The following is a 12,537-nucleotide window of genomic DNA, read 5'->3' on the forward strand; positions in this document are numbered from 1 at the left end:
ACGGCATCGCCTTCGACGATGAAGCGATGCGCGCCAGCACGCCGCGCAACCGCTATGCGCTCAGCGCCGGTGCCAAGGTTGCATTCCGCCCGGGCGTTTCGGCCTGGGGTGGGCTGGGCCTGATGCGCGGCGACAGCGGCTACCGCGAAGCCAGTGCGCAGCTGGGGATGTCCTACGCCTGGTAATCCATCCCACCCGTTGGCCGTACAGACAGGAACGCCGGGCACTGCCCGGCGTTCCTTTATCCTGGTGCGTATGGCTCAACCGAAGTGCTGGTAGCCACCCGCACCTGCATCGTCTCCGTCGCAGGCAACGCCCTGCCCGTCGGTGATGGTGCCGATGCAGGTCAGCCGGAGCTGCAACTGCGCCGCCAGCGCCGCCAGCGCATCGCGCCGCGCAGGAGCCGCGGTGAAGCACAGCTCGTAATCGTCACCGCCGCGCAGCGCGCACTGGCGTGCGTCCGCGTCCGCGAACAGGCCGCGCAGGGCATCCGACAATGGCAGCGCGGTGGCATCGAGCTGCGCACCAAGACCGCTGCGTGCGCAGATGTGTCCCAGATCGGCGATCAGCCCGTCGGACACGTCCACGGCGGCATGCGCCAGCCCGACCAGCGCGCGGCCCAGGGCCACGCGCGGGGTAGGCCGTGCCAGGCGCAGGCGCAGGGCTTCCCACCGGGGATCGGCATGGGGCTGGCGCACGTCGAGCGTGCCGGCCTGCCACGCGCGCAGCGCGCCGGCCGCGTCGCCGGGTGTGCCGCTGACCCAGATGTCGTCGCCCGCCTGCGCTGCATCGCGACGCAGCGCGGTACCGGCCGGCACCTGGCCCATCGCGGTCACCGACAGCGACAGCGGGCCACGGGTGGTGTCGCCTCCGATCAGCACGATGTCGTGTGCGTCGGCCAGCGCGAAGAAGCCTTCGGCAAAGGCGTCGATCCAGTCCGTGGTGGCGTCGGGCAGCGACAGCGCCAACGTGCACCAGGCCGGGCGCGCGCCCATCGACGCCAGGTCGGAGAGGTTCACCGCCAGGGTCTTCCAGCCGATGTCGCCGGCCGGGGTCTCGGCAGGGAAATGCACGCCGCTGTTGAGGGTGTCGGCGGTCACCACGAGCTGCTCGCCAGCGCGCGGCTGCAGCAGCGCGGCATCGTCGCCGATGCCCAGCACCACGTCCGCGCGCTCGCGGGTGCGGACGCGGATGCGGTTGATCAGGGCGAATTCGGCGAGCGACACGGGGTCAACCCCCGTTTTCGACCTTGCGCCATTCAACGGCGGCGCGGTCGAGCACGCCATTGACGTAGGTGTGGCCGTGTTCGGAGCCGAACCGCTTGGCCGATTCGATGGCCTCGTTGATCACCACGCGGTACGGCACATCCAAGCGGTAGCGCATTTCGTAAGCGGCCACGCGCAGCGCGGCGCGTTCGATGGCGTCCACTTCTTCGATGCCGCGATCCAGGTACGGGTCCAGCGCCTCGTCCAGGTCCTTGCGGTGGTCGAGCACGCCGTGGACCAAGGCTTCAAAGTACGCCAGGTCGGCGATCTCGCGGGCCTGTTCGTGGGCGAACTGGGCGATCACCGACTGCGCGTTGCCGCCGGAGATCTGCCAGGCATAGATCGCCTGCAGGGCACGACGGCGCGCGCGCGAACGCAGCACGGGGTCGATGCCATCACGGCGGACGGGCTTTCCGGAGGGCTTGCCCGGGGTCGACTTGTTCACGGCAACTGCTCCAGAAGATTGACCATTTCCAACGCCGTCAGTGCGGCTTCCTCACCTTTGTTGCCGTGGCTGCCGCCCGCGCGGGTATCGGCATCCTCGACACGTTCGACCGCCAGCACGCCATTGAGCACCGGCACGCCGAAATCCAGCTGCACGCGCATCAGGCCTTCGGCACAGCCGTCGGCCACGTGTTCGTAGTGGCGGGTATCGCCACGGATCACGCACCCCAGGGCGATGATGGCGGCATGTTCATGCGCGGCCGCCAGGCGGGCGGCCACCAGCGGCAGCTCCCACGCGCCCGGCACGCGGATCACGTCGATCGCTGCTTCCTCGATGCCGTTGCCAGCCAGGCTCTTGCGTGCACCGGCCACCAGCACATCGGTGATGCGGGCGTTCCAGCGGCTGGCGAGAATGGCGAAACGGGCCTTTTCCGGCGTCCGGAGGTCGCCTTCGTAGTGGCTCATGGTCGGCGTAGGGTCCATTTGATAGATGAATATTCTAACAGGCCCCGTAGAGCCGGGCTCTGCCCGGCTGACGCGGCTGTAGCGCCGGGCTCTGCCCGGCTGACGCGGCTGCAGCGCCAGGCGCTGCCCGGCTGACGCGGCAGCGAAGCCCGGCGCTACGGGGGCGTCAGGGCGCGACGGTCTCGACGACTTCCAGGCCGTAACCCGCCAGGCCGATCTGGCGGCGCGGGGTGCCCAGCACGCGCAGCTTGCCCAGGCCGAGGTCGGACAGGATCTGCGCGCCGGCACCGTTGCGGCGCCACTGGCTCACATCCTTGTCCTTGCCCGGGGTCAGCGGGGCCGGCTGCTGGCGCAGGCGGGCCAGCAGACCGTTGGTGTCGCGCGGGGCCGACAGCACCACCATCACGCCACGGTCGGCGGCGGCAATGGCGCGCAGGGCGTCGGTGGAGGCCACGCCGAAGTCGTCGCGACGCCAGTGCAGCAGGTCGGCCAGCGGATTCTCCACCTGCACCCGGACCAGGGTCGGTTCGGCATCGACGGGGCCACGGACCAGGGCGAAATGCAGATCGTGGGCGATCCGGTCGCGGTAGGTGACCAGGGTGAACGGGCCGAACTCGGTGTCGATCGGGCGCTCATCAACGCGTTCGACGGTCTTCTCGGTGGCCAGACGGTAGGCGATCAGGTCGGCGATGGAGCCCATCTTCAGGCCGTGTTCGCGGGCGAACACCTCCAGCTCCGGCCGGCGCGCCATGCTCCCGTCCGGGTTGAGGATCTCCACCAGCACGCCGGCCGGTTCCAGCCCGGCCAGCATGGCCAGGTCCACGCCGGCCTCGGTGTGGCCGGCGCGGGTGAGCACGCCGCCCGGCTGGGCGATCAGCGGGAAGATGTGGCCCGGCTGGTGCAGGTCGGCCGGCCTGGCATCGGGCTTCACGGCCGTGCGGATGGTGTGGGCGCGGTCGTAGGCCGAAATACCGGTGGTGACGCCCTCGGCGGCCTCGATGCTCACCGTGAAGTTGGTCTGGAACTGCGCGGTGTTGGCCTGGACCATCGGGGCCAGGCCCAGGTCGGCGGCGCGCTCGCGGGTCAGCGGCAGGCACACCAGGCCGCGGCCGTGGGTCACCATGAAATTGATGTCCGAGGGCTTGACCAGCTCGGCGGCCATGATCAGGTCGCCTTCGTTCTCGCGGTCTTCGTCATCGACGATGACCACCATGCGGCCCAGGCGGATGTCCTCGAGGATTTCGGGGATGGGGGCGAAGTTCATGCGGCCTCTCCCTGTGCCTGCCCACGCTGGGCGGGCACGCTGATCAGCCGCTCCACATAGCGGGCGACCAGATCGATTTCCAGATTGACCGCACTGCCCACACCGGTCGCGGCGAACGCGGTACTGGCAACGGTATGCGGAATCAACGCGACTTCGAAGCCGGCGTCGTCCACGTCGTTGACCGTCAGGCTGACCCCGTCCACGCAGATCGAGCCTTTCCTGGCGATGTAGCGCAGCAGCGCGGCCGGCGCGGCAAAACGCCAGCGCTGGGCGCGGGCATCGTCGTGGATGGACAGGACCTGACCGAGGCCATCGACATGGCCGCTGACCAGATGGCCGCCGAGGCGGTCGGTCGGGCGCATCGCGCGTTCGAGATTGATCACCGCGCCATCGGCGAGCTGGCCGAGCGTGGTCAGGCCCAGTGTTTCGGTGGAGGCGTCGGCCTGGAAGGTGCTGGCGTCGAACGCGATCACGGTCAGGCACACCCCGTTGATGGCGATGCTCTCACCAAGCTGCACGGCGTCGAACGGCAGGCTGCCGACGTGGAAGGTGAAGCGGACGTCGCCGCCGAGGGTCTCGCGTGCGGCCACATGGCCGACGCCTTCGATGATTCCAGTAAACAAGTAACGTTCTCCGCGAAAAGTGAGCGAAAAACGCCGCAAGGCAAACAGGCGGGCGCAGGGCCGGCAAAGGCCCTGTAGCACCGTCTTCTTTCATCCGGACTATACCGTCGGCTCCGGCATCTGACCGGATCTGCTGACCTTCCAGCAGACCTGGAAGCGCTCGCGGGCTCGTGCTTGCGCACCTACCGCCGGTGGGGAATCGCACCCCGCCCTGAAGACGTTTGTGTACCGGCGAACCGGCCCGCGCATTGTACCAGCGAAGCCTGAGTGCTCGCTTTCTGTAAAAAACTTGTTAATATCCGCGCCGCGCGACACGACGTCGCTCCTGCCGCCGCCAAGAAGGTGGCGGCTGAAACGGACATCACCACCCGTGAGGATCTACCCATGCGCAAGACCCTGATTCTGGCCGCCCTGCTGGCTGCCACCCCGATCGCTGCCTCGGCTGCGGACGGCCTGAGCTACACCTACGCCGAAGCTGGCTGGACCCAGATCCAGGTCAACGACGACTACCTCAACGACCCGAAGGTGGACGGCGGCTACATCCGCGGCTCGTTCGCGATCGCCGAGCAGGTGCATGTCTTCGGCGCGTGGTCGACGGTCTCCAAGAAGTACAACTACGCCGATGGCAGCCTGAAGCTGGAACTGAACCAGCCGGAGCTGGGTATCGGTTACCACATGCCGATGAGCGACCGCGTCGACTTCACCGCCGACATCGCCTGGGTGCGCCAGAACGTGGAAGCCAAGTCGACCTACGACGGCTTTGGCACCGTGCGCGAGAAGGACCACACCAACGGCGGCCGCGCCAGCATGGGCGTGCGTGGCAAGCCCTCGCCGCGCACCGAAGCCTGGCTGAAGGCCGGCTACCTGGACGGCAGCGACATGGACGGCACCTGGATCGGCACCCTCGGCGGCCAGGTCAACTTCACCAAGGCCTGGGGCCTGGTCGGTGAAGTGCAGGCTTACGAAGACGTCACCCAGTACTCGGTGGGCGTGCGCGCGAGTTTCTGATCGGGCGGCGGCCTCCGGGTCGCGCCATGATCGAACGGGCCCCGAAAGGGGTCCGTTTTTTTTTGCCTGGCGGGCGCGCCCTCACTGCCGCAGCAGCAGGCGCAGGTCGTTGCCGAGCACGCGCTGGTCGATCACGCGCAGGCGGCGCTGCTGGTCCATCGCGTGAATGCCCAGTCCGGACAGCAGCGGACGCCCGTGCTCGCCGAGCAGGATCGGCGCCTGGTAGAGCAGCAGTTCGTCGACCAGGCCGGCCTGCACCAGCGCGCCGGACAGGGTGGCGCCGGCTTCGGTATGCACCTCGTTGATCCCACGGTCGGCGAGCAGGGCCAGCACTGCGGCAAGATCGAGGCGACCGTTGTGGCTGGGCACGCTGGCAAACGCCGCATCGGCGGCATCGGGGGGGCTCACGGCTGCGTCGTGCAGGTACAGCGTGGGTGCCCCGCCCTCGCGCACGCGCGCGCACTCCAGCGAGCGCAGGCGCGCATCGAGCACCACGCGCAGCGGCGCGACGACCTCGGTGTCGGCCAGCCGCACGGTGAGCATCGGATCGTCGGCCAGCACCGTGCCGGCGCCGGTCAGAATCGCACCGGCGCGCGCGCGCCAGTGCTGTACGTCCTCGCGCGCGGCTGCACCGGTGATCCATTTGGAACTGCCGTCGGCCATTGCCGTACGGCCGTCCAGGCTGGCCGCCAGCTTGACCCGCAGCCACGGGCGACCGCGTTCGATGCGCGACAGGAAGCCGTGGTTGAGGTCGCGCGCCTGCGCGGCCATCAGCCCTTCGGCGACGTCGATGCCGGCCGCGCGCAGCAGGTCGAACCCACCGCCGTCGACCTTCGGAAACGGATCGCGCATCGCCGCCACCACACGGCCGATACCCGCCTCGATCAGCGCCAGTGCGCACGGCGGCGTGCGCCCGTAGTGGGCGCAGGGCTCCAAGGTGACGTACGCGGTGGCCCCGCGTGCACGCTCACCCGCCTGGCGCAGCGCGAACACTTCCGCATGCGGGCCGCCGGTGCGCTGATGCCAGCCCTCGCCCACCACGTCGGCACCCTGCGCGATCACGCAGCCCACCATCGGGTTGGGTCGCGTGGTGTACGCGGCGCGCTCGGCCAGGCGCAGGGCATGCGCCATGTGCAGGTGGTCCAGTGCGGAGAAGTCGGTCATGGCAACGGTCATCGGCAGGCAAGCAGCCGCGATGGTAGCCCAGCCGGGCCGGCGGCGAAGCGTAGGGGCTCAGCCCTTCTTCTTCTTGCCCAGTGCGATCACATCCCCGAGCAGTTGCAGCTGCTCGGTGCTGGAGGGCAGCTCGCGTTCGAGCTTCTCGATCTCCTCGCGAAAATCGGCCACGTCCTCGAAACTGCGATACACCGAGGCGAAGCGCACGTAGGCCACGTGGTCGAGCTTGCGCAGTTCGTTCATGACGAACTCGCCGACCTTGATCGACGGGATTTCGCGCTCGCCGCAGGTCCGCGCCTGCTGCATCACCGCGCGTACCGCCAGTTCGATCTTGTCTTCCGGCACCGGGCGCTTCTGCAGCGCGCGGTCGAAGCCGCTGCGCAGCTTGCGGGCGTCGAAGGCCTCGCGGCTGCCATCGCTCTTGATGATCGCCGGCAGCTTCAGTTCGATGGTTTCCAGGGTGCTGAAGCGCTCATTGCAGGCCTCGCATTCGCGACGACGCCGGATCGTCGCGCCGTCTTCGGAGACGCGCGAATCGATCACACGGGTATCGGCATGCTGGCAGAACGGACAGTACATGGAACGCCTAGCTGGAGAAAAACGTCATGCCACGGTCATGGCAGCGTCGCAACGGTACCTGAGAAGAACCGGGGCGGCAAATACGCGTCTGTGCATCAGCTTGGTCCCTCCGATCGGCGCAACCACACCAGGTGTGCGCTGGGCACCAGCAGCAGCGGGCCAAACACCAGATACCCCAGCACCTGCCAGCGTCCCACGGCCCCGGCGTACAGGAGGACGAGCAGCAGGCCGCCCGCCGCCAGTGCCCCCATCGCCAGACCGGCCCACGGGAGGGTCCCGGCCCGACGCAGCCCGTCGCGGCCGCGCCGGAGATACCGGGCGCTCAGCCACAGCCAGGCCAGCAGGCCGAGCAGGCCGGCGCCGCCCCAGAGCAGCAGCAGACCGCCCTCGTTGCCCGCGAGCAGAAAACCGCGATGTACATCGACATGGCGCAGGCCCTGGACCCCAGCCACGCCGCAGGCCACCACGGTTGGCAGCCCCAGCAGCCCGCACTGGAGCGCGTACAGACGCCGGTGGACGCCATCGCGCATGACCGGCCCACCTCGCGACCTGGCTCTCATGCCTGCGTCTGGCCCGACCAGCGCATCCATGCCAGTTGTGCGCTCGGCACCAGCAACGGCGGACCGGCGGTCAGATAACCGAGCACCTCCCAGCCGCCCTGGGGGAGAAGGCGCATGACGACCACCAGCACACTCAGCGCGCCGATGACGCCGCAGGCAATGCCGATCCAGCCCAGCGGGCTGCTGCGGCGCAGGCCCTCGCGGCCGTGCCGCAGGTACACGCCGCTCAGCCACAGCCAGCCCAGCAGACCGAGAATGCCCGACAGGCCCCAGGCCAGCAGCGCCAGGCTTTCCAGGGTGCCCATGTAGCTGTTGCGGGAGAAAAAGACGATGACCGCCAGCACCGACAAGGTGCCGCCGACGGCCAGCGTGGGCAGGCCCAGCAGCAGAGCCACCACCGCATAAGTGCGACGTTGCGCGATGTCATTCATCCGTGGTCAGCGTCCGTGCGGGGGGCGTGTGTTTGGCATCAGGCCGGGCGCGCGCGGCCAGGGCCGCGGCGGGCACCGCCAGCAGCAGGCCGGCCACCACCAGTGCGACGGTCTGCCGCCCGCCGTCCTGCCAGTGCCAGAGCAGCGTGGCCAGAACGAACAGGCCGGTGAGCAGCCCCAGCAGCAGGCCGATCCACGGCAGCACCCCGGCGCGGCGCAGCCCCTCTCGACCACGCCGGAGGTAGGCCACGCTCAGCCACAACCAACCGGCCGGTGCGGCTGCGCCAGCCAAGCCGAACGCCAGCGTCAGCAGGCGCTCGGAAAGACCCATGTAGTGCGGTCCGAACACTGACAGGACGATGCCGAACAGCGCCAGGGCGCCGCCCCCGGCCAGGCCGGGGACGCCGAACGCGAGGGCCAGGATCGCGTAGCGTCGCTGCGCGCGGCCCTCGCCCATCTCACCCGTAGACCGGGTACTTGCGGCACTGCGCGCTGACCGCCTCGCGCACGCGGGCGATCACCGCCTCGTCCGCCGGGGCGTCGAGCACGTCGGCGATCCAGTTGGCCAGGTCCACACAGTCCTGTTCGACATAGCCGCGGGTGGTGACCGCCGGGGTGCCCAGGCGCAGGCCCGAGGTCACGAACGGCGAACGCGGGTCGTTGGGCACCGAGTTCTTGTTGACGGTGATGTGGGCCTTGCCCAGTGCGGCTTCCGCGTCCTTGCCGGAGACGTCCTTGCCGATCATGTCCACCAGCATCAGGTGGTTCCGGGTACCGCCGGAAACGATCTTGTAGCCACGCGCGATCAGCGTGGTGGCCATCGCCTGGGCGTTCTTGACCACCTGCTGCTGGTAGGACTTGAAGCCCGGTTCCAGCGCTTCCTTGAACGCCACGGCCTTGCCGGCGATGACGTGCATCAGCGGACCGCCCTGGATGCCCGGGAACACGATCGACTGCAGCTTCTTGACCAGGTCCTCGTTTGCCCCCTTGGCGATGATGATGCCGCCGCGCGGGCCGCGCAGGGTCTTGTGGGTGGTCGAGGTGACCACATGCGCGTGCGGCAGCGGGCTCGGGTACACCCCGGCGGCAACCAGGCCGGCGACGTGCGCCATGTCCACGAACAGGTACGCACCGACCTGGTCGGCGATGGCGCGGAAGCGCGCCCAGTCCACCACCTGCGAATAGGCCGAGAAGCCGGCCACGACCATCTTCGGCTTGTGCTCCAGGGCCAGGCGCTCGACTTCGTCGTAGTCGATCAGGCCCTGCTCGTCCACGCCGTACTGCACGGCGTTGAACAGCTTGCCCGAGGCGTTGACCTTGGCGCCGTGGGTCAGGTGGCCGCCGTGGGCCAGCGACATGCCCAGAATGGTGTCGCCCGGCTGCAGCAGCGCGAAGTAGACGGCCTGGTTGGCCTGCGAACCGCTGTGCGGCTGCACGTTGGCGTAGTCGGCATCGAACAGCTGCTTGAGGCGGTCAATGGCCAGCTGCTCGGCGATGTCCACATACTCGCAGCCACCGTAGTAGCGCTTGCCCGGATAGCCTTCGGCGTACTTGTTGGTCAGCTGGCTGCCCTGGGCCTCCATCACGGCCGGGCTGGTGTAGTTCTCGCTGGCGATCAGCTCGACGTGGTCTTCCTGGCGCTGGGTTTCGGCGGCGATGGCCTTGGCCAGTTCGGGATCGTAGGTTTCGATGCGGACGTCACGCGGGAACATCGGTTACTCCAGGCAGGCAGAGGGGGTACAGCGCGAGCTCTGGATTGTAGTCCCCGCGACGCGGGGTGACCAATCGGGTCGACCGCCCCCAGAACGACGGACGGCGCCCGCGAGGGGCGCCGTCCTGGGTGGCGAGGCCGTGGCTGGCCTTACCGGTTGTTGATCACGTAGTCGGCGATGATGCCGGTGGCGATGGCCACCAGCAGCAGATTGCCACGGTCGTCGCGGATCCAGTGGTGGTCGCGGGGCGGACGGCGCACCGAGTAGCGGCTGTAGTCGTTGACCACGTAGACCGGGCCACCGTAGTACTCGCGGTAGCGGTGGCCACGCGCCCAGCCGTAGGAGCCGTAGCCGGGTGCCGGGCGGTAGACCACGCGCGGCGGGGGCGCCGGGCGGTAGTAGCCACGGTTGTCGTAATAGCGACGGTCGTGGCGGGCTTCGCGGTGGTCATCGCGCCACTCCCGGCGGTCATGGCGGCGGTCGTGGCGATCATCATGACGGTCGTAACGGTCATGGCGGTCGTGACCACGGCCGCGATGGTCGTTGTCGGCGAAGGCCGGTGCAACCGCGCCCAGGGCCAGCAGCGAGGCCACGGCCCCGACCACAATTCGATTCATGCGCATGACGGGCCTCGCTCGAGTGGATGGATGATTACATCATGCTGACCGGATCTGAACGGTTTCCGGCTGGAAACGGTTTCCATTTCAAGGGCTTTGACGACCCGTTCAGGCGGCGGCAAGCCCCACCCTCCCGGGCCGGCCGGCGGTTGTCACCGCTTCCCGCTATAATCGGGGGTATTCCTTTTACATCTGTTCCTGTTCCCAACGGAACGGGCGCAGGGTTGCGCCTTCGGAGACCACATGTCCTCGCAATACATCTACACCATGAACCGCGTCAGCAAGGTGGTCCCGCCCAAGCGGCAGATCATCAAGGACATCTCGCTGTCGTTCTTCCCGGGTGCCAAGATCGGCCTGCTGGGCCTGAACGGCGCCGGCAAGTCGACGGTGCTGAAGATCATGGCCGGCGTGGATACCGACTTCGAGGGCGAAGCCCGCCCGCAGGCCGGCATCAAGGTCGGCTATCTGGCCCAGGAACCGGAGCTGGACCCCAACAAGACCGTGCGTGAAGCGGTCGAGGAAGGCGTGGGCGAAGTGCTGCAGGCGCAGGCCGCGCTGGACGCGGTCTACCTGGCCTATGCCGAGGAAGGCGCCGATTTCGACAAGCTGGCCAAGGAACAGGAGCGCCTGGAGGCGATCCTCGCCGCCGGCGACGCGCACACCCTGGAAAACCAGCTGGACGTGGCCGCCGACGCACTGCGCCTGCCGCCGTGGGATGCCATCGTGGGCAAGCTGTCCGGCGGTGAAAAGCGCCGCGTGGCACTGTGCCGCCTGCTGCTGCAGAAGCCGGACATGCTGCTGCTCGACGAACCGACCAACCACCTGGACGCCGAGTCCGTGGAATGGCTGGAGCAGTTCCTGGCGCGCTACACCGGCACCGTGGTGGCAGTGACCCATGACCGTTACTTCCTGGACAACGCCGCCGAGTGGATCCTGGAACTGGACCGCGGCCGCGGCATTCCGTGGAAGGGCAACTACACCGACTGGCTGATGCAGAAGGACGAGCGCCTGAAGCAGGAAGACAACCAGGAAAAGGCCCGCCAGAAGGCGATCCAGAAGGAGCTGGAGTGGTCGCGCCAGAACGCCAAGGGTGGCCGCACCAAGGGCAAGGCCCGTCTGGCCCGCCTGGAAGAGCTGCAGTCGGTTGATTACCAGAAGCGCAACGAGACCAACGAAATCTTCATCCCGCCGGGCGAGCGCCTGGGCAACTCGGTGATGGAGTTCAAGAACGTGTCCAAGAAGTTCGGCGACCGTCTGCTGTTCGACGACCTGAACTTCCTGGTCCCGGCCGGCGCGATCGTGGGCATCATCGGCCCCAACGGTGCGGGCAAGTCGACCCTGTTCAAGATGATCACCGGCCAGGAAAAGCCGGACTCCGGCGAAATCGTGGTCGGCCCGACCGTGCAGCTGTCCTACGTGGACCAGAGCCGCGACGCGTTGGAAGGCAACCACAACGTCTTCCAGGAAATCGCCGGCGGTCTGGACATCCTCAACATCAACGGCGTGGAAATCCAGTCGCGCGCATACATCGGCCGCTTCAACTTCAAGGGCCAGGATCAGCAGAAGCTGGTCGGTTCGCTGTCCGGTGGTGAGCGTGGTCGCCTGCACATGGCCAAGACCCTGCTGCAGGGGGGCAACGTGCTGCTGCTCGACGAACCGTCCAACGATCTGGACATCGAAACGCTGCGTGCGCTGGAAGATGCGCTGCTGGAATTCCCGGGCAATACCTTCGTCATTTCGCATGACCGCTGGTTCCTGGATCGCATCGCGACCCACATCCTGGCGTTCGAAGGCAATTCGCACGTGGAGTTCTTCCAGGGCAACTACCGCGAATACGAAGAAGACAAGCGCCGCCGCATGGGCGACGACGCCGCCCCGAAGCGCCTGCGCTTCAAGGCGCTGAAGTAACAGCAGAAGAAACGGCCGCGCTCGCGCGGCCGTTTTGCATGTGTGGTTTGTTGATTGGAAACAGAAGCAGAAGAAACAGCAGAAGCGCGGCGTCTGTGTTGGGTGCGAGGTGGGGCGGGCGGCGGGTAGCCCCCTCCGGGACACGCCGTGAATCCATCCCTGGAGGCTTGTCAAAAACATCCATGTTTTTGACAGTCCCTACGGGGGCTACCCGCCCCCCGCCCCCACACAGTGTCATGTGCGGTCAGAAGAAGCAGCCACGCAAGGCGTGGCTCTACGCACTGACGATGGCGTTGCCGTTGCCGTTGATCTTTTCTGGTCACCGACCTGTTATCGGAGGGACGGCGGGTGTAGGGGTACGGGGGGCTTTACGAAACATGGATGTTTCGTAAGAGCCTACACGGACGTATTCACGGCGCCCCCCCGTACCCCTGCAGCCGCCGGCCCTCAGCGCGCGATGCTGCAGCCCAACGCTGTTGCTGTTG

General features: G+C 67.9%; 15 protein-coding genes and 1 riboswitch. Of the genes, 3 read left to right on the forward strand and 12 right to left on the reverse strand.

Going from position 1 to position 12,537, the window contains the following annotated elements:
* A partial coding sequence (locus OC534_RS05995; RefSeq protein WP_262071557.1) for an autotransporter outer membrane beta-barrel domain-containing protein occupies positions 1-185 on the forward strand: 185 nt, incomplete at its 5' end.
* Between the two features lie 75 nt (positions 186-260).
* Here the strand turns inward: OC534_RS05995 and thiL are convergent.
* The 5 genes from thiL to OC534_RS06020 all read right to left on the reverse strand — a co-directional run bounded on the left by thiL (position 261) and on the right by OC534_RS06020 (position 4,061).
* Positions 261-1,226: a thiamine-phosphate kinase gene (thiL, locus tag OC534_RS06000; RefSeq protein WP_229296511.1), complete on the reverse strand. Its 966-nt coding sequence runs from the start codon at positions 1,224-1,226 to the stop codon at positions 261-263.
* 4 nt (positions 1,227-1,230) lie between these two features.
* A complete protein-coding gene (gene nusB, locus OC534_RS06005) occupies positions 1,231-1,710 on the reverse strand; it encodes a transcription antitermination factor NusB (protein ID WP_017356154.1) in 480 nt (159 codons plus the stop codon).
* The gene (gene ribH / locus OC534_RS06010; protein ID WP_017356153.1) at positions 1,707-2,174 is read right to left on the reverse strand and encodes a 6,7-dimethyl-8-ribityllumazine synthase; all 468 of its coding nucleotides are present in this window, start codon (positions 2,172-2,174) and stop codon (positions 1,707-1,709) included. Before ribH ends, nusB begins: the two co-directional genes overlap by 4 nt.
* A 166-nt stretch (positions 2,175-2,340) precedes the next feature.
* Complete coding sequence (ribB, locus tag OC534_RS06015) at positions 2,341-3,438, reverse strand: 3,4-dihydroxy-2-butanone-4-phosphate synthase (protein ID WP_017356152.1); 1,098 nt, start codon at positions 3,436-3,438, stop codon at positions 2,341-2,343.
* A complete protein-coding gene (locus tag OC534_RS06020) occupies positions 3,435-4,061 on the reverse strand; it encodes a riboflavin synthase (RefSeq protein WP_262071558.1) in 627 nt (208 codons plus the stop codon). The genes ribB and OC534_RS06020 overlap by 4 nt, the downstream gene beginning before the upstream one ends.
* Positions 4,062-4,139: 78 nt before the next feature.
* Positions 4,140-4,284: riboswitch (FMN riboswitch) on the reverse strand.
* Between the two features lie 161 nt (positions 4,285-4,445).
* Here OC534_RS06020 and OC534_RS06025 point away from each other — a divergent pair.
* Entirely contained in the window at positions 4,446-5,069 is a 624-nt protein-coding gene (locus OC534_RS06025; RefSeq protein WP_017356150.1) for an autotransporter outer membrane beta-barrel domain-containing protein, read from the forward strand.
* Positions 5,070-5,150: 81 nt separating this feature from the next.
* Here OC534_RS06025 and ribD read toward each other — a convergent pair whose 3' ends face one another.
* The 7 genes from ribD to OC534_RS06060 form a co-directional block, all read right to left on the reverse strand.
* A complete protein-coding gene (gene ribD, locus OC534_RS06030) occupies positions 5,151-6,233 on the reverse strand; it encodes a bifunctional diaminohydroxyphosphoribosylaminopyrimidine deaminase/5-amino-6-(5-phosphoribosylamino)uracil reductase RibD (protein ID WP_051008603.1) in 1,083 nt (360 codons plus the stop codon).
* A 69-nt stretch (positions 6,234-6,302) separates the two neighbouring features.
* Positions 6,303-6,824: a transcriptional regulator NrdR gene (nrdR, locus tag OC534_RS06035; RefSeq protein WP_017356148.1), complete on the reverse strand. Its 522-nt coding sequence runs from the start codon at positions 6,822-6,824 to the stop codon at positions 6,303-6,305.
* A gap of 95 nt (positions 6,825-6,919) precedes the next feature.
* Entirely contained in the window at positions 6,920-7,354 is a 435-nt protein-coding gene (locus OC534_RS06040; RefSeq protein ID WP_017356147.1) for a hypothetical protein, read from the reverse strand.
* 26 nt (positions 7,355-7,380) lie between these two features.
* Positions 7,381-7,815, reverse strand: coding sequence for a hypothetical protein (locus OC534_RS06045; protein WP_017356146.1), 435 nt, complete (start codon positions 7,813-7,815; stop codon positions 7,381-7,383).
* Positions 7,808-8,272: a hypothetical protein gene (locus OC534_RS06050; protein ID WP_262071559.1), complete on the reverse strand. Its 465-nt coding sequence runs from the start codon at positions 8,270-8,272 to the stop codon at positions 7,808-7,810. The genes OC534_RS06045 and OC534_RS06050 overlap by 8 nt, the downstream gene beginning before the upstream one ends.
* Position 8,273: 1 nt before the next feature.
* Positions 8,274-9,527, reverse strand: a complete 1,254-nt coding sequence (gene glyA / locus OC534_RS06055; protein ID WP_262071560.1) for a serine hydroxymethyltransferase — start codon at positions 9,525-9,527, stop codon at positions 8,274-8,276.
* A 149-nt stretch (positions 9,528-9,676) separates the two neighbouring features.
* Positions 9,677-10,150 carry an RcnB family protein gene (locus OC534_RS06060; RefSeq protein ID WP_262071561.1) on the reverse strand — a complete coding sequence of 158 codons (474 nt, stop codon included), beginning with the start codon at positions 10,148-10,150 and terminating at the stop codon, positions 9,677-9,679.
* A gap of 237 nt (positions 10,151-10,387) precedes the next feature.
* Here OC534_RS06060 and ettA point away from each other — a divergent pair, with 237 nt between their 5' ends.
* The gene (gene ettA / locus OC534_RS06065; protein ID WP_017356142.1) at positions 10,388-12,052 is read left to right on the forward strand and encodes an energy-dependent translational throttle protein EttA; all 1,665 of its coding nucleotides are present in this window, start codon (positions 10,388-10,390) and stop codon (positions 12,050-12,052) included.
* The last annotated feature ends 485 nt before the right edge of the window (positions 12,053-12,537 follow it).

The sequence above is a fragment of the Stenotrophomonas sp. Marseille-Q5258 genome, from assembly GCF_946900935.1.
GTDB lineage: Bacteria > Pseudomonadota > Gammaproteobacteria > Xanthomonadales > Xanthomonadaceae > Stenotrophomonas > Stenotrophomonas nematodicola.